At 69.9% G+C, this 14,834-nt stretch carries 13 protein-coding genes, 1 tRNA gene and 2 pseudogenes; 7 read left to right on the top strand and 9 right to left on the bottom strand.

All coding sequences use genetic code 11. The features are described from left to right. Positions 1-121: 121 nt before the first annotated feature. The 4 genes and pseudogenes from ABH915_RS03900 to ABH915_RS03885 all read left to right on the top strand — a co-directional run. Positions 122-757: pseudogene (locus ABH915_RS03900) on the top strand (glycosyltransferase); the annotation flags it as partial. A gap of 181 nt (positions 758-938) precedes the next feature. Continuing rightward, on the top strand, positions 939-1,556 hold the full coding sequence (locus ABH915_RS03895) for a GtrA family protein (protein ID WP_370118004.1): 618 nt from the start codon (positions 939-941) through the stop codon (positions 1,554-1,556). Continuing rightward, positions 1,557-3,596, top strand: a complete 2,040-nt coding sequence (locus ABH915_RS03890) for a glycosyltransferase family 39 protein (RefSeq protein ID WP_370118001.1) — start codon at positions 1,557-1,559, stop codon at positions 3,594-3,596. 6 nt (positions 3,597-3,602) lie between these two features. Then, positions 3,603-5,714 (top strand): ArnT family glycosyltransferase, encoded by a 2,112-nt coding sequence (locus tag ABH915_RS03885; protein WP_370117998.1) that lies wholly within the window; start codon positions 3,603-3,605, stop codon positions 5,712-5,714. A 62-nt stretch (positions 5,715-5,776) separates the two neighbouring features. Here ABH915_RS03885 and ABH915_RS03880 read toward each other — a convergent pair whose 3' ends face one another. The 4 genes from ABH915_RS03880 to ABH915_RS03865 all read right to left on the bottom strand — a co-directional run bounded on the left by ABH915_RS03880 (position 5,777) and on the right by ABH915_RS03865 (position 8,490). Continuing rightward, positions 5,777-6,457 carry an HAD-IA family hydrolase gene (locus ABH915_RS03880; protein WP_370117996.1) on the bottom strand — a complete coding sequence of 227 codons (681 nt, stop codon included), beginning with the start codon at positions 6,455-6,457 and terminating at the stop codon, positions 5,777-5,779. A 69-nt stretch (positions 6,458-6,526) separates the two neighbouring features. Continuing rightward, on the bottom strand, positions 6,527-6,904 hold the full coding sequence (locus ABH915_RS03875) for a glyoxalase superfamily protein (protein WP_026266579.1): 378 nt from the start codon (positions 6,902-6,904) through the stop codon (positions 6,527-6,529). A gap of 71 nt (positions 6,905-6,975) precedes the next feature. Then, positions 6,976-7,611 (bottom strand): uracil phosphoribosyltransferase, encoded by a 636-nt coding sequence (gene upp, locus ABH915_RS03870; protein WP_018774274.1) that lies wholly within the window; start codon positions 7,609-7,611, stop codon positions 6,976-6,978. A gap of 12 nt (positions 7,612-7,623) precedes the next feature. Continuing rightward, complete coding sequence (locus ABH915_RS03865) at positions 7,624-8,490, bottom strand: phosphatase PAP2 family protein (RefSeq protein ID WP_370117992.1); 867 nt, start codon at positions 8,488-8,490, stop codon at positions 7,624-7,626. Between the two features lie 106 nt (positions 8,491-8,596). Between ABH915_RS03865 and ABH915_RS03860 the strand changes: the two genes are divergently transcribed. Continuing rightward, positions 8,597-9,097 carry a nucleoside deaminase gene (locus ABH915_RS03860; RefSeq protein WP_370117989.1) on the top strand — a complete coding sequence of 167 codons (501 nt, stop codon included), beginning with the start codon at positions 8,597-8,599 and terminating at the stop codon, positions 9,095-9,097. A 23-nt stretch (positions 9,098-9,120) separates the two neighbouring features. On the opposite strand, the gene ABH915_RS03855 is transcribed toward ABH915_RS03860, so the two are convergent. From ABH915_RS03855 to ABH915_RS03840, 4 genes and pseudogenes are all read right to left on the bottom strand, one after another. Further along, the gene (locus ABH915_RS03855; protein WP_370117986.1) at positions 9,121-10,422 is read right to left on the bottom strand and encodes a DNA glycosylase AlkZ-like family protein; all 1,302 of its coding nucleotides are present in this window, start codon (positions 10,420-10,422) and stop codon (positions 9,121-9,123) included. Between the two features lie 35 nt (positions 10,423-10,457). Then, complete coding sequence (locus tag ABH915_RS03850) at positions 10,458-11,723, bottom strand: glycosyltransferase (RefSeq protein ID WP_370117984.1); 1,266 nt, start codon at positions 11,721-11,723, stop codon at positions 10,458-10,460. Positions 11,724-11,732: 9 nt separating this feature from the next. Next, entirely contained in the window at positions 11,733-12,131 is a 399-nt protein-coding gene (locus ABH915_RS03845; RefSeq protein WP_370117981.1) for a 6-pyruvoyl tetrahydropterin synthase family protein, read from the bottom strand. A gap of 3 nt (positions 12,132-12,134) precedes the next feature. After that, positions 12,135-13,215: pseudogene (locus ABH915_RS03840) on the bottom strand (dehydrogenase). A gap of 127 nt (positions 13,216-13,342) precedes the next feature. Here ABH915_RS03840 and ABH915_RS03835 point away from each other — a divergent pair. Next, positions 13,343-13,432 (top strand) — tRNA-Ser (locus ABH915_RS03835). A 479-nt stretch (positions 13,433-13,911) separates the two neighbouring features. Next, positions 13,912-14,163 carry a hypothetical protein gene (locus ABH915_RS03830; RefSeq protein ID WP_370117978.1) on the top strand — a complete coding sequence of 84 codons (252 nt, stop codon included), beginning with the start codon at positions 13,912-13,914 and terminating at the stop codon, positions 14,161-14,163. A 249-nt stretch (positions 14,164-14,412) separates the two neighbouring features. Here the strand turns inward: ABH915_RS03830 and ABH915_RS03825 are convergent, their stop codons facing one another. Continuing rightward, a complete protein-coding gene (locus ABH915_RS03825; RefSeq protein WP_370117976.1) occupies positions 14,413-14,583 on the bottom strand; it encodes a hypothetical protein in 171 nt (56 codons plus the stop codon). Between the last annotated feature and the right edge of the window lie 251 nt (positions 14,584-14,834).

Here is a 14,834-nt window from a genome sequence, read left to right as displayed (position 1 = left end):
CACACGGATCCGGGGCCTCCTTGCGTCTCCACGGCCGGAGCAGCCCGACAGCCCAGACTTCCACAGCCCCAGCACAGCTTGACCCTAAAGCCCTCATATGGGCCGCCGGGAAAGTTGAGCCATGACATTCACAGACCAGGCCACAGGAACCCTGCCCCGCACCGCGGGGACGCCGGCCGGCCCGGCGGCACCCGAGACATCCCCGGGGCTTGCGCTGGCCGACGCGCCCGCTCCGGACCCGTTCGCCGGGGCGCTTACCGGCCCCGGCGCCCGGCGCACAGCCATCGATACGCGCGCCAGCACGCCCCTGCTGGACGTCACTATCCCGGTCTTCAACGAGGAGCGGGACCTCGAAGCCTGCCTGCGCCGGCTCCACGCCTACCTGCTCGGCGCCTTCCCGCACTCCTTCCGGATCACCGTGGCGGACAACGCCAGCACCGACGGAACGCTCAAGGCCGCGGAACGCGTAGCCCGCGAGCTGCGCGAAGTGAAGGTGGTCCATATGGCGGAAAAGGGCCGCGGAAACGCACTTCGCAAGGTGTGGCTGGCCTCGCCGTCGCCGGTCCTGGCGTACATGGATGTGGATCTTTCCACTGATCTGGCGGCCCTCGGACCGCTCCTTGCCCCGCTCATCTCGGGGCACTCCGACCTGGCGATCGGGACGCGGCTGACCCGCAACTCCCGCGTGGTCCGCGGTCCCAAGCGGGAATTCATCTCGCGCAGCTACAACTTCCTGCTCCAGGCCCTCATGGGCGCCCACTTCAGCGATGCACAGTGCGGCTTCAAGGCGATCCGGTCGGACGTGGCCCGGCAACTGCTCCCCCACACGCTGGACAACGCCTGGTTCTTCGACACCGAGCTGCTGGTCCTGGCAGAAAAGTGCGGCCTGCGCGTCCACGAAGTCCCGGTGGACTGGACCGACGACCCCGGATTCCAGCGTGGACATCGTCCAGACCGCCCTCGCGGACTTGCGCGGCATGGCACGGTTGAGCCGGGACCTGGTCTCGGGCCGGATCCCGGTTCCCGACCTGCGCGCCGCCCTGGCCCGCGGACCGCTGCCGGCCGCCGCCCGGGCCCAGGAACAAAGCCCCGGTGGAAGCCTCTTCGGACAACTCGTCCGCTTCGGCAGCATCGGGGTGGCCTCCACCCTGGCCTACCTGGCGATTTTCCTGCTCTGCCGCGGGTTCATGGACCCGCAGCTGGCAAATTTCCTCGCGTTGCTCACCACCGCCGTGGCCAACACCGCCGCCAACCGGCGCTTCACGTTCGGCATCCAGGGCAGCAGCCAGGCCGCACGCCACCACTTCGAGGGACTGCTGGTCTTCGGCATCGGGCTGGCCCTGACCTCTGGCGCACTCGCCCTCGTTCACGCCGAGTCGGGAGCAGCACCGGACCGCTGGCTTGAACTGCTCACGGTCACCGCCGCCAACCTGGCCGCCACAGCCGTGAAGTTCCTGCTGTTCCGGCTGGTGGTTTTCCGCCACAGGCCCACCACTGCCGTTCCTGCGCCCGGCGCCCCCGATCCTTCCCTCCCCCGCACAGAAAAGGCCAAGTAAATGACGGCAACCGTCAGCCCCACCACCGGAGCCGAGAGCGGCTCCCAGGCCGGCACGCCACCCGCCGCCGAGGCGCAGCCACACCCGGTTCCCGGAGACGGCGGGACGGCGCCCCAGCCGCCCGCGTCCCAGGCCCCGGCAGCGCAGGGGCGCCGGGACCGGCTGCTGTTCGGACCGCAGCCCCGCTGGGTGCGGCCCTCGGCAGCGCTGCTCCTGGTGGTCACCGCGGCGTTGTACCTGTGGAATCTTGAGGCCACCGGCTACGCCAACTCCTTCTATGCCGCGGCGATCCAGGCCGGGACCAAGGACTGGACGGCACTGCTCTTCGGCTCCCTCGACGCCGGCAACGCCATCACAGTGGATAAACCGCCGGCCGCCCTCTGGATCCCGGCCCTCGCGGGACGGATCTTTGGTTTCTCGGCCCTGAGCATGCTCATTCCCCAGGCGCTCATGGGGGTGGCCGCCGTCGGGCTTCTCTACCTGACCGTCAAGCGGGTGTCCGGGCCGGCCGCTGGCCTGCTCGCCGGCGGCGCCCTGGCGCTGACCCCGGTGGCCGCCCTCATGTTCCGGTTCAACAACCCGGACGCGATGCTCACCCTGTGCCTGGTGCTGGCGGCTTACCTCACCACCCGCGCCATCGAGAAGGCCGGCTGGAAGTGGCTCGCCGCGGCCGGCGCGGTGATCGGCCTGGCGTTCCTGAGCAAGATGCTGCAGGGCTTCCTGATCGTTCCCGGGCTGGCCCTGGCCTACCTGTGGGCGGCGCCCACCACCCTCGGCCGCCGGCTCCTGCACCTGCTGGCCGCCGCCGCCGGGATCGCCGTCGTGGCCGGAAGCTACATTGTGCTGTTCCAGCTGACCCCGGCCTCGGTCCGGCCTTACATGGCGGGGTCGGAGACCAACAGCTTCCTGGAACTGACGTTCGGCTACAACGGCCTGGGCCGGATCACCGGATCCGGCGGCGGGATGCCGGGCGGCAACGCGGGGGGTCCCGGCGGCACCGGCAACGTCGGCTTCGGCGGCGCCGCCGGGATCACCCGGATGTTCGGGACCAGCTTCGGCGGCGAGGTGTCCTGGCTGCTGCCGGCGGCCCTGATCCTGCTGGTGGCCGGGCTGTGGTTCACCCGGCGCGAGGCCCGGACCTCAAAAACCCGTGCGGCGCTCCTGCTGTGGGGCGGCTGGCTGGTCATCACGGCCGGAATCTTCAGCTTCATGAGCGGCACCGTGCACCCGTACTATGCCGTGGCGCTGGCCCCCGCCATCGCGGCGCTGGCCGGCATCGGTTCCCTGGCACTGTGGCGGGGCCGGGCCTACTGGCCGGCCCGGGTTGTCCTGGCCGTGACGGTGCTGGCCACCTCGGTCTGGTCCGCCGTGCTCCTGGGCCGCGATCCGGCCTGGCTGCCGGGGCTCCGGGTGATCATCGTGGTCCTAGGCGTCCTCGCCGCCGCGGCCCTGCTCCTGCGGGCGGACGGCATGGCGGCTCTCCCGGCACGGTTCCGCAAGGCCGCCACGGCCGGCGTCGTGATCCTCTGCCTGCTCGCCGGCGGGCTCGGAAGCACCGCGTGGACGCTGGCGACCGTCGCCCAGCCGCATTCCGGTTCGATCCCGACCTCCGGCCCCACCGCGTCCGCGATGGGCGGCGGCTTCGGGGCCGGCCGGGCCGGCAGTGACGGCGCGGGCAGTGACGGCATGGGCGGCGGCCCCGGCGGGGAAACGTCCTCGGCGGAGCTGACCGCGCTGCTGCAGTCCTCCGGCGCCAAGTGGTCCGCGATTGTCTCCGGCGCCACCCAGGCCGCGAGCCTGGAACTCGCCACCGGCACCAGCGTGATCGCGCTCGGCGGCTGGAACGGCGGCGACCCCTACCCGACGCTCGCACAGTTCCAGGCGATGGTGGACCGCGGCGAGATCGGCTACTTCATTTCCGGCGGCATGGGCGGCATGGGCGGGGGCCGCGGAGGCAACTCCGAGGTCGCCACCTGGGTCGCGGCCAACTACCAGGCCCAGACCGTGAGCAACGCCACGGTCTACAAACTGGGAGCGTAGGCCGCCATGACTGACACCCTGAGCCCGGGCCCCGGCACGGCGCCGGCCGGCACGCCGGGGCCGCCGCAGCCGCAAGTCCCGGAAGGCCGTCGGCGACTGGAGCGCCCGGCCGCCGGCGGCACCCGCGCCGTCCCTCGCGCCCGGGCGCTGCGGCAGCGGCTGGAACTGGCGGCGCTGCTGCTGGCCACGGCCGTGCTGTACCTGTGGAACCTCGGCGCCTCCGGCTGGGCGAACGCGTTCTACTCCGCGGCGGCCCAGGCCGGGTCCCAGGATTGGACGGCCTGGTTCTTTGGCTCGTCCGACGCCGCCAACTCCATCACCGTGGACAAGCCGCCGGCGTCGCTGTGGGTGATGGGGCTGTCGGTGCGGATCTTCGGGCTGAGCTCCTGGAGCGTCCTGGTGCCGCAGGCGCTCATGGGGATCGGCACGGTCTGGCTCCTCTATCTGGCCATCCGCCGGGCCGCGGCCCCCGCCACGGCCGACGCCGGTCTGGCCCACCGCGCGGGGCTCCTCGCCGGTGCGGTCATGGCGCTGACGCCAGTGGCCGTGCTGATGTTCCGGTTCAACAACCCCGACGCCCTGCTGGTGCTTTTGATGACCGCGGCCGCCTACGCCGTGTTGCGGTCCATCCAAGACGCGCGCGTGCGCTGGCTGCTGTTCGCCGGGGTGCTGCTGGGCTTCGGGTTCCTCACCAAGCAGCTGCAGGTCCTGCTGGTTGTCCCCGGCTTTGCCGTGGCCTACCTGCTCGCGGCGCCGGCAGCGGCGGGCAGGCGCGTTCTGCACCTGCTCGGCGCCGGGGCGGCGATGGCCGTCGCCGCCGGTTGGTGGCTGGCCGCCGTCGAACTCATTCCGGCGGCGGACCGCCCGTACATCGGCGGCTCGCAGAACAACTCCATCCTGGAGCTGACGCTGGGCTACAACGGCCTGGGCCGGCTGAACGGGGATGAAACCGGGAGTGTGGGCGGCAGCAACGGCTGGGGCACGCCCGGGCTGTTCCGGCTCTTCAACAGCGAGTTCGGCGGCCAGATCGCCTGGCTGCTGCCCTCGGTGCTGCTGCTCGGAGCGGGCCTGCTCTGGCTGGGCCGCCGCGCGCCGCGCACCGACCCGGTACGGGCTTCAGTGATCATCTGGGGCTCTTGGGTTGCCGTCACCGGGCTGACGTTCAGTTTCATGGCCGGGATCATCCACCCGTACTACATGGTGGCGCTGGCGCCCGGGATCGCCGGGCTCGCCGGGCTCGGCGGCGTCCTGCTCTGGCAGCGGCGGAACCAGCCCGTGGCGGCGGCCGTCCTCGCGGTGGCGATCGTGGCGGCCGGGGCCATGGCCGCCGAACTCCTGGTCCGCACGGCGGCGTACATGCCGTGGCTGCGCTGGGTGGCGCTCCTGGGCGCGCTCGCCGCCGCCGGCCTGGTGCTGGCCGCTGCGGCCCCGGGGGCCCCGGGGGCCACGGGGGCCACGGGGGTCGCGGGGGTGAAGGGCAGGGGCATGATGGCATCCAGGACGGTGGCGCGTACGACGGCGGCGCTCGCCGTCGCCGCCGCCCTCGCCGGGCCGCTGGCCTACTCGCTGTCCACCGCGTCCACGGCCCACAGCGGCTCGATTGTCAGCGCCGGGCCGGCCGTGTCCGGCCGGGGCGGGGCCGGGATGCCGCCGGCCCTCGGCGGTGCGGCGGGAGGCGGCTTCGGCGGTGCCACAGCGGCAAACGGCAACGGGACTGGCACCGGCACGGGCATCGGCCGCGGCCAAGGAGCGGGCGGAATGGGCGGCCTGCTCGGGGCCAGCACGCCGTCGGCGGCGCTCGTGACCGCGCTGCAGACAGACGCCGGGGCTTATACGTGGGCCGCCGCCGTCGTCGGATCCAACAACGCCGCCGGCTACCAGCTGGCGACGCAGCTCCCGGTGATGGCCGTGGGAGGGTTCAACGGCACGGACCCCGCGCCGACCCTGGCGCAGTTCCAGCAGTACGTGGCCGACGGCAAGATCCACTACTTCATCGCCGGGCGCCTCATGCAGGGCGAAAGCGGAGCCAACGATGCCGCACAGATTGCCGCCTGGGTGCAGGACAATTTCACGGCCCAGACCGTGGGTGGGACCAGCGTGTACCTGCTGGCAGGCTAGACCGGCGGCGCCGTGTCCGGCCGGGCGGCGTCGTCGTCGTCGCTAGAACGGCGTCGCCGTCGCTAGAAGGTGAAGGACAGGGTGCGCAGGCCGGCGCCGGTGACGTGCGTGGTCACGGTGACCGCGGAGTAGTCGGGAATGTGGAGGACACCGTCCGGCAATTCGCCGGCGTTGGGTCCCACCGCCACGGTCCGGACGCCGGCGGCGACGCCCGCGGCGATGCCGGCCGGGGCGTCCTCGAACACCACCGCGTCGGCCGGGGCGACACCCAGCAGGGAGGCCGCCCGGAGGTATCCCTCGGGGTGGGGTTTGCCCCGCATGACATCCTCCGATGTGACCGAGACGGCCGGGACGCCGATCCCCGCGGCTGCCATCCGGACCTCGGCCAGGTCCCGTGACGCGCTCGTCACCAGCGCCACGGCATCCGGCGGCAGGCTCGCCAGCAGCTCCGGGGCGCCCGGCACCGGAACAATGCCCCGGGTCTCGGCCAGCTCCATCCGGCCGAGCTCGGCCGCGAGGGCCAGGATGTCGGAACCGGCCGGGGCAAACCTGCGGACCGTGTCCATGGCCTGGACGCCGTGGGAGGAGCGCAGGATCTCGCCGATGTCCAAGCTGTAGCGGGCCGCGAACGTGGTCCAAACCTGCTCCACGATGCTGGTGGAATCCACCAGCGTGCCGTCCATGTCGAACAGGACGGCGCGCGCGGTCAGGGTGGTGGTGCTGGAACGGGATGGAAAGCTCATGCCTCCATCCTGCCGCATGGCCCCGCCCAACCCGTTGGCCGGCGGCCTGCCGCGTGCAGCCTGCCGGGGTCAGCCGTTGGGCCGGTGGGGGATGTACTGCACCGCCCATTTGTTGCCGTCGGGGTCGGCGAAGTGGACAAAGTGCCCCCAGTCCTGGACGTCGACGTCGCTGACGTCCACGCCGTTGTCCTTGAGCTGCTTGTGCGCGGCCTGGATGTCGCTGACCACAAGCTGCAGGCTGGGGGCGGTCCCGGGCGGGGCGTCGTTGAGGCCCTCGCCGATCGCAATCGAGCAGCCGGAGCCCGGCGGGGTCAGCTGGACGAACCGGAGGCCCTCCATGGGCCGTTCGTCGTAGTCGGCGTTGAAGCCCACCTTGTTGACGTAGAAATCCTTGGCCCGGTCCACATCGGACACCGGCACAAACACGAGTTCAAGTTTCCAATCCATGGCGCACAGGCTAGCGCGGTCCGCGGCGACGCGGAAGGGATTCTCCGTGTTGCGCCTCGGCGGCGCCGCCCCTAGCCGGCGATGCCGTACAGGCGGTCTCCGGCGTCGCCCAGGCCGGGCACGATGTAGGACTTCTCGTTGAGCTTCTCGTCGATCGAGGCCAGGACGATCGTCACGTTGGCTTCGGACAGTTCTTCCTCCAGCTTGGCCAGGCCCTCCGGGGCGGCGAGGAGGCAGATGCAGGTGACGTCGGAGGCGCCGCGCTTGAAGAGGAACTTGATGGCCTCGCGCAGGGTTCCGCCGGTGGCCAGCATGGGATCGAGGACGAAGATCTGCCGGTCCGTGAGGTCCTCCGGGAGGCGCTCGGCGTAGGTGATGATGTCCAGGGTCTCTTCGTCGCGGGCCATGCCCAGGAAGCCGACCTCGGCGGTGGGGACCAGCTTGGTCATGCCCTCGAGCATGCCTAGCCCGGCCCGGAGAATCGGGACCACCAGAGGAGTCGGCTTGGTGAAGGCGGTGCCGACGGTGGTGCTGACGGGCGTCTCGATGGTCACCGGTTCGGTACGGACGTCACGCGTGGCCTCGTAGGCCAGGAGCGTGACGAGTTCCTCGGTGAGCTGGCGGAAGACCGGGGACGGGGTGTTCTTGTCCCGCAGAACGGTGAGCTTATGGGCGACCAGCGGGTGGTCCACAACGAGAGTGCGCATGGGTCAAAACTATCACCCGGATGATGAGGACCGTCCCGCTGGGCCGGGGGTATCGGCGTCGTTCGCGTCGGTCTGTACCGTGCCGCCGGCGGGGCCGCCGGCAGTGGCGCCGACGGCGCCGTCATGGAGGTGCGCGGGATGCTCGAAGGTCGGCGCGTCGCCCGCGTGCTCCCGGCGCCGCAGCGCATGGAAGAACCGGTGCGCCATGATCACAATCCCCACCCAGGCCAGCCCGATGACCCAGCCGACGATCACGTCGGTCAGCCAGTGATGGCCCAGATAGACCCGGCTGAGGCCCATCGCAACGATGAAGATCACACCCGCGGCGATCAGGCCGATCCGGGCGCTGGTCCGTTTGATCTGCAGGCAGGCCAGGTACACCACGAGGGCGATTACCACTGTGGTGTTCAGCGTGTGACCGCTCGGGAACGACGGCGAGGTCTCGTAGGGCGGCACGGCGTCGGCATGGTCCGGGCGGACGCGGCCGATCATTTTCTTGCCCAGGGTTGTGGCAGTCACCGACGCGGCGGCCGCGCCACCTATCAGGATCAGCGGCCGCCAGCTTCGGGAGGTGAAGATCAGCAGGGCCGTCAGGATGCTGCCCAGGATGGGCATCCCGATGCCCCCGCCGATGTTGGTGAACCCGGTGATAAAGGCGTCCAGGCCGGGGCTGCGCAACTGTTCCATGAACGCCAGGGCCGGCTTGTCCAGGTTCGCGAGGCCGGCGTCGTCCACCACGTTGTCGTAGACCTCGGCACTCACCAGCACCAGGATCACCACCACCACGCCGCCCACCAGCATGGTGATCCAGAGGGCCGCGTACGGCACCACCCATTTGCCCCAGCGATGCGCCAACCAGTTCTCTGTTCCGGTGGTCACGGCCGTCTCCCGACTACTTGTCTACATTAACTACTTGCCTACATTAACTACCTGGCCGCACAGCCGAGCTGCACAGCATGCTTAGGGTCGAAACTATCATTGACCCATGACTGCCCCTGAGCCCCGCCATGCCGAATGGATGAGCCTTGCCCTGGCCGAGGCCCGGAACGCACTGGCCACCGCGGACGTGCCGATCGGCGCCGTCGTGATCGGACCGGACGGTTCCGTGTTGGGCGCCGGGCGAAACGAACGCGAGGCCTTGGGGGACCCGACGGCGCACGCCGAGATGGTCGCCATCCGGGAGGCCGCCGCGCGGTTGCGGGCGCACCGGGCGTTGGAAGGCAAGGGCGACGACGGCTGGCGGCTGGAGGATTGCACCCTGGTAGTGACGCTGGAACCCTGCGCGATGTGCGCGGGAGCGATCGTCCTCGCCAGGATTCCGCGGGTGGTGTTCGGGGCCTGGGATGAGAAGGCCGGCGCCGCCGGTTCCGTGTTCGACATCCTCCGCGAGCGCCGGCTCAACCACTGGGTGGAAGTCATTGCGGGCGTCCGGGAGCAGGAGTGCGCCGCGCTCCTGCGGGAGTTCTTCGCCGGGCACCGCGCCTGATCCGTTCCGGCTAACTCACGCCGCTAGCTAGCCGTACCGGCAGCCGGGGACCCTGCCTCGGCGGCTTCTGCAGCTGCCGCGAGTCCATCGATCCGCTTCTGCCGGGAGACCGGCGAGTCCAGGCTGAAGGCCCGGAAATCACCGAGGTCCTCGCGGATCCAGGCTTCCACCTCGGCGATCCGCTGCGTCACGGCGGGCGTCGGGCCGTGAAACAGCCAGGGCACGATCCTCTCCTTGGCGGGATCGTACTGCCAGAGTCCGATGATCCGGCCGCGGTCCAGGATCGGGTGGTCCGGGAGATCGGCCTGCAGCGCGAGCGACCCCAGCGCCGGCTTGTGCAGGTCCTCTTCGGCCAGCAGGTCCGCCGCGTTGCGGCGTAGCAGGAATAGGGAGTCCGTTCCGGCCAGCAGCTGGATCTGTTCCCCCGCCGGCTCCTCGAAGGCGGCGAGGCTGCCGACGTCCTCCGGCAGCATCCACAGCGGGTCGCCGCCGGCGGTGGCCAGTGCGGTGGGCACCTCGACGGCGCCGACGGCGGCGAGCGCCGCCTTGCTTTGCGCCACGGTGAATCCCGTGAACCACTGCGACTGTTTGAACGTGGCTCCGCCGGTCCAGCCCAGGTAGCGGCGGATCAGCTCGGTGCGCGCGTCGTCGTCGTCAAGATCGCTGGGCGGCAGGCCCCAAGGCTGGTAGGCGTAACGCTGCTGGTCCAGCCGCCCGTTCGCCGGGATCCGGCGGATCCGACCGTCCGACTGCAGGATCCCCAGGGCGGTAGGCAGCGTGGTGGTGGCGCCCTTCTTCTTGCCTTCCTCCCCCAGGTTGCGCACTGAATCGCCGAGCTCGTCCTTGAGCTGCCGCGGATCCATGGGCCCGTCCGCTTCGGCGAGGGTGTGCAGCACCTGCTCTTCCAGAAGCGTGATCTCACCGCGGTCCACGCCGAGCCGGCCGACCACCTTGAATGCCGACTCGGCCGCATCCCGGCCCAGCTGAAGCGCCCAGGCAAAGTCCTCCCGGCCCAGGACGTACGTGCAGCCGCGGGCGACGGGAAGTTCAAGGATCCGGTGGGCGAGGACGTCGGCGTCCACCTGTTCGCGACGGATGCCGGCGCGGGCGAAGAGCGTGAGGTAGGGGTTGGCGCCGCCCACGGACCGAGCCCAGCCTGCCCGGGCGAGGACCTGCTCCGCCGTGCAGCCGGCCAGCGAGCCGTCCAGGCCCTGCCGGTGCCAGGACCATGCCCGGAGCCGCTCCGCGGTCAGGCTCTGCGGCTCCGGCAGATTCACGGGCTTTTCTACCGACGGCGATTGCGTGGCGACAGGGTGGGTGCTCATGGGCTCATTCTCCAACAGCTTCTCTGTCAGCGGTATCAAGAAGCCGTATCAACCCGCGCCGTCTGGTTTCTCGGTGGCCCCGTTTCATCGGTTTCTGTGGTTTCCACTGCTTCCGCGGGTTCCGTGGGCTCCGTGGGTTCCGTCGACAGGAAGCCCAGAACGGTCCGGGCGGCGGCATCCCAGCCGGGCAGCCGGCCCCGGGCGGCCGCTGCCGCCTCCCGCCAGCGGTCCCTGAGACCGGGATCGTCCAGCCAGCGGCGGAGCAGGTCCGCCAGCGGGGCGGGGTCCGTTCCGAGCCCGACGGCGGCTCCCGGCAACCCGGGCCCCGGAGTGCCGGGCGGAGTGTCAGGCGCCGGCGAGTCCGGCGCGGCAGTGCCGGACAGGGCGCCGGCGGCGAGCGCCTCGACGGCTCCGGTGCCCTCGCGCACCACCACGGGAATGCCGCGGGCCAGCGATTCGGTGACCACCAGGCCGTAAGTTTCGGCCCGGGAAATCAGCAGGCTGAGATCGGCCGCATCCCATTCAGCATCCAGTGCCGGGCCCCGGAGCTCGCCCGGGATGCGGACCCTCCCGGCCAGGCCGAGGCGTTCCACGGAGTTCCGGAGCTGCGCGGCGTAGGCAGAATCGGCGGTGTCCGAGCCGATGAGGGACGCCGTCCAGGGCACATCCGTGAGCCGGGCGAGCGCGTCCAGCAGGAGCGACTGGTCCTTGTTCTCCAGCAATGCCGCCACGGCGACGAGGTGCGGTACGCCGGCGGACAGACTGCCGGCCGCCAGCGGGGCGGGCGCCGTCCCGGGCAGGGCCACCCGTAAGCCGTCGAGCCCGTGGCGGGCGCGGATGCCCGCCGCGGCCGAACTGCTCGTGCAGATGACGCCGGCGGCGGCCCGCAGAGCCCTGCGTTCGCGCTCCGGGTGGTCCGGCAGGGGCATATGCAGCAGGATCCACACCCTGTTCCCGGCCGCAGCGGCCGCTTCCAGTTCGTCGGGCGCGCCGCAGGCCAGGAGGCTATCGACCACCGTCACTGTGCCCAGGGCTGCGGAACCGGCAGTTGCGGCACCGGCAGATGCGGGGGCCCCGGTCCTGGCCGGGCCGCCGTCGGGCTCCGCGTGCAGCAGCCCGGCCAGGCGCCGCCGGTCCCCCGCGCTGCCTCCCGGCCAGTCGCCGTCGAGCGGACAGGTTTCCACCGCGGCACCGAGGGCCGTCAATTCGGCGGCGAGCGCCGCGTTGTAGACGTTGCCGCCGGAGTTGTGCCGGACGTTGCCGGGCACCACCAGACGGATGCGAAGGCTGGCCGGCGGCATCTGCGGTGCCTAGCGGGCGTCGAAGTCCAGCGAGTAGCTGGCCCAGGCATCGGGGGTCTCGCGCAGGGTGACGTCCAGCCCGGCGAGGTCGCTCCCGTCCGTGCCGACGCGGATCTGGGCGGCGACGGCGTCGGCGATGTACCGGGCGAGGGCTTCGGTGGTGCTCAGCTTGCCGGAGAAGTCCGGGTGCTCGTCGAGGTTTTTGTAGTTCAGCTCGTCCAGGACCTCGTCCACTGCGTCCCCCGCCGCGCCGATGTCCAGCACGATCGCGTCGTCGTTGAGTTCACGACGGCGGAACGTCACCTCCGTGACGAACGTGGCCCCGTGCAGGCCCTGGGCCGGGCCGAAGACTTCGCGCGGAAGGCTGTGGGCGATCATGAAGTTGCGGCGGACGGTCAGACTAAACACGGGCTACCTCGTGGCTTCGGTGGGCTGGTCGGTGGATTTGAATTCGGTGGGCTGGGTTTCGACGGATTGCGCGACGCTGGATTGGGCTTCGGTGGACGGGTATTCGATGACGTGGCAGAGGGCATCCAGGGTCCCGTCGGCGAGCCGCTGGACGGTGCCGGGGAGCTGCGCGAACGACGAGGATCCGGTGAGGAAGACGTCAAAGACCGGGTCCTGCAGCAGGGACACGGCGAGCGCGAGGCGCTCGGCGTTGGTGCGGCGGTGCCTGCGGGCGCGGGCCACCATCCCCACCTGGCTGGCCCGGATGGACAGGCGGCGGGCATGGAAGTCCTCCCCCAGCGGGAGGGTGACCAGCCGGTCGGCGTACCAGGACATTTCGATGATGTCGCCTTCGTCGCCCACCAGCTGCAGGCTCCGTTGCAGGCCTTCCTGGGACGCGGAGCAGTGGATCACGATGTCGCAGTCCGGGAGGGCGTCCTCGGGGTGGCTGAAGTCGACGCCGAGGGCGGCGGCGAACGCGCGCTTGGCCGGGTCGACGTCGATCAGCTGCAGCCGTGCGAGCGGAAAGCCGGCCAGGAGCCTGGCCACCATGCCGCCGACGAGTCCGGCCCCGATCACGGCGACGCGGTCGCCCAGGCGGGGCCCGGCCTCCCAAAGGCCGTTGATCGCGGTTTCCACGGTGCCGGTGAGCACCGCGCGGCGGGCCGGGACGCCGTCGGGGATCACCGTGAGGGATTCGACCGGGACGATGAAGCGGTCCTGATGCGGGTAGAGGCAGAAGACAGTCTTCCCGGCCCCAGCCCTCCGGTCCGGCCTCGACCACCCCCACGGTGAGGTAGCCGAACTTCACCGGGTACGGGAACTCCCCCGCCTGGTTGGGGGCGGCCATGGCACCGGCGACGCATTCCGGGACGCTCGCGTGGTGGACCACCAGCTCGGTGCCCTTGCTGATCCCCGAATACAGGGTCCGGACCAGCGCCTCGCCTGGTCCGGGGGCGGGCAGGTCCTCGCCCCGGAGCTCGCCTTGTTCCGGGCCGACGGTCCAATAGGCGGTGGCGGTGGTGTGCCGTTCAGAAGTAGTCATTGTGCTTACGAATCTAGTGCCCGCACTGTTCGCCGGGAAGGGTGCGGGGTTCCGGCGAGTCGGCGGGCCGGTGCCGTTGGGGCTCGTTTTGTGGATGGGTGCCTTGCTCCGGTACCCTAGTCAGGTTGGTGACGTGTCCGAGCGGCCGAAGGTGCAACACTCGAAATGTTGTTTGGTGTAAAAGCCAACGTGGGTTCAAATCCCACCGTCACCGCCAATGAAAACCCCCGGGAAACCGGGGGTTTTCTGCATTCTCAGGAGCTTCGTGGTGCATTTTTGGTGCATGTTTCGAGGAATTGCGGTCGCGACGGGATGCCAATGCACGCGCATGAGCCGTGGCGACTGTCCCAGCGGCGGCGGCAAGATCCTTCACCTCAGAGATGGAAGCTCCATCTGGGCCAGCCTCGTCACGGCTTCGGGAGTCACCCGGCCCCGTTCCTTATCCAAGGCCACCCTCAACTGCGCGGCCAGAATGTTGCGCCGCACATGGAGAGCCATTTCTCTCAGAGACGCCGGATCCGTCCGGAGCTTCCCTTCCGGGGTTCTCAAAGTATCGAATGGGGACGGCAGCCTCGGCGGCCTCAGCTGCGCCAGTCGCGCCACTGCTTCCGCAGTCTCTCGCCCACGGATCTCGTCTAGGGTGACACGGAGTTGGAGTTCCTTGTGCAATGGCGAACGTCATGCAACAGTGCGCCCATGAATGAATCCGCTGCCAAGGTCGCGCGAAAACTCAGCACAATTCCAGTTCGTGTGTCTCGCCAAATGACCCCCACCGAGTATCAGGTGCGCGTGGCCGAGGTCCTCAACCTTTTTGACATCGAGGCAGTGGGTGACGAAACGGGTGTGCATTACGGGGGCGAGGGCGTTGCGCTGGAAGATCAGCCTCTACTCGCGGCCATTCGCGTACTCGTTGGAAGGCGATTCGGCGTCCCGGATGATCTACATTAGGCCGACAGTAGGTGTCCTTCGGATCTGGTGTCGCGTTCCTGGGTTTTGGTCCAGACGAAGGGGTGGCATCGGTCTTTCCAGCCGTCACACCGGTTCTGAATCAAACTGCCATATTCACCTGGCTTGAGCCGTAGGGGTTCCGCCGGGTTCAACCCCGCAGTTATACCGAGTACTTGGCGGTTCTAGGTTTTTCCCTAGAACCGCCAAGTACTCGGTATAAGGGGCAATAATTTGGGGACAGGGAGTGTCTCAGGGCGGCGCTGATTTGGTTGACGATGAGGCGGCACACCTGACCGCCGCCGGCAGCAAACGCAGCCCCTTGCCGCCAATCTGTAGCCCGCGCAGATCGCGCGTCTTCAACAACATCCGCACAGTTGGCAGGCCAACGTTTAGCTCCTCGGGCACCTGTTCAATGGTCAAGAACCTTGGGCGCTTTGGGGCTTCAATCTCACTCATCGGTGAGCGTGTGGGCGCATACCAATCTTGCCTAGCGAACCTGCCCCTGGTGTCGGCGGTGCCCAGAACATCTGCGCGGAATCCGTTGGGGAAACGGCTGCCGGGATTCCTGCCCGCCTTGGCCGGGCGCCCTTGATGGCAGTGTGGCCCGTGTGGTTATACTCATGGCTTGGGGGCGCCTTAGACGGTGTATGTCGGAAGCGTTCAGCAGCCAA

The sequence above is a fragment of the Arthrobacter sp. MW3 TE3886 genome (assembly GCF_041262145.1).
Lineage (GTDB): Bacteria > Actinomycetota > Actinomycetes > Actinomycetales > Micrococcaceae > Arthrobacter.
Note: the sequence above shows the minus strand (reverse complement) of the source record. Positions and strands in the feature narration are given on the sequence as shown.

What these genes read in the sequence shown, in the direction of transcription:
- ABH915_RS03890 (WP_370118001.1), top strand. Translation starts at nt 1,557, where the DNA reads ATGACGGCAACCGTCAGCCCCACCACCGGAGCCGAGAGCGGCTCCCAG.
- ABH915_RS03885 (WP_370117998.1), top strand. Translation starts at nt 3,603, where the DNA reads ATGACTGACACCCTGAGCCCGGGCCCCGGCACGGCGCCGGCCGGCACG.
- ABH915_RS03880 (WP_370117996.1), bottom strand. Translation starts at nt 6,457, where the DNA reads ATGAGCTTTCCATCCCGTTCCAGCACCACCACCCTGACCGCGCGCGCC.
- ABH915_RS03875 (WP_026266579.1), bottom strand. Translation starts at nt 6,904, where the DNA reads ATGGATTGGAAACTTGAACTCGTGTTTGTGCCGGTGTCCGATGTGGAC.
- upp (WP_018774274.1), bottom strand. Translation starts at nt 7,611, where the DNA reads ATGCGCACTCTCGTTGTGGACCACCCGCTGGTCGCCCATAAGCTCACC.
- ABH915_RS03860 (WP_370117989.1), top strand. Translation starts at nt 8,597, where the DNA reads ATGACTGCCCCTGAGCCCCGCCATGCCGAATGGATGAGCCTTGCCCTG.
- ABH915_RS03855 (WP_370117986.1), bottom strand. Translation starts at nt 10,422, where the DNA reads ATGAGCACCCACCCTGTCGCCACGCAATCGCCGTCGGTAGAAAAGCCC.
- ABH915_RS03850 (WP_370117984.1), bottom strand. Translation starts at nt 11,723, where the DNA reads ATGCCGCCGGCCAGCCTTCGCATCCGTCTGGTGGTGCCCGGCAACGTC.
- ABH915_RS03830 (WP_370117978.1), top strand. Translation starts at nt 13,912, where the DNA reads ATGAATGAATCCGCTGCCAAGGTCGCGCGAAAACTCAGCACAATTCCA.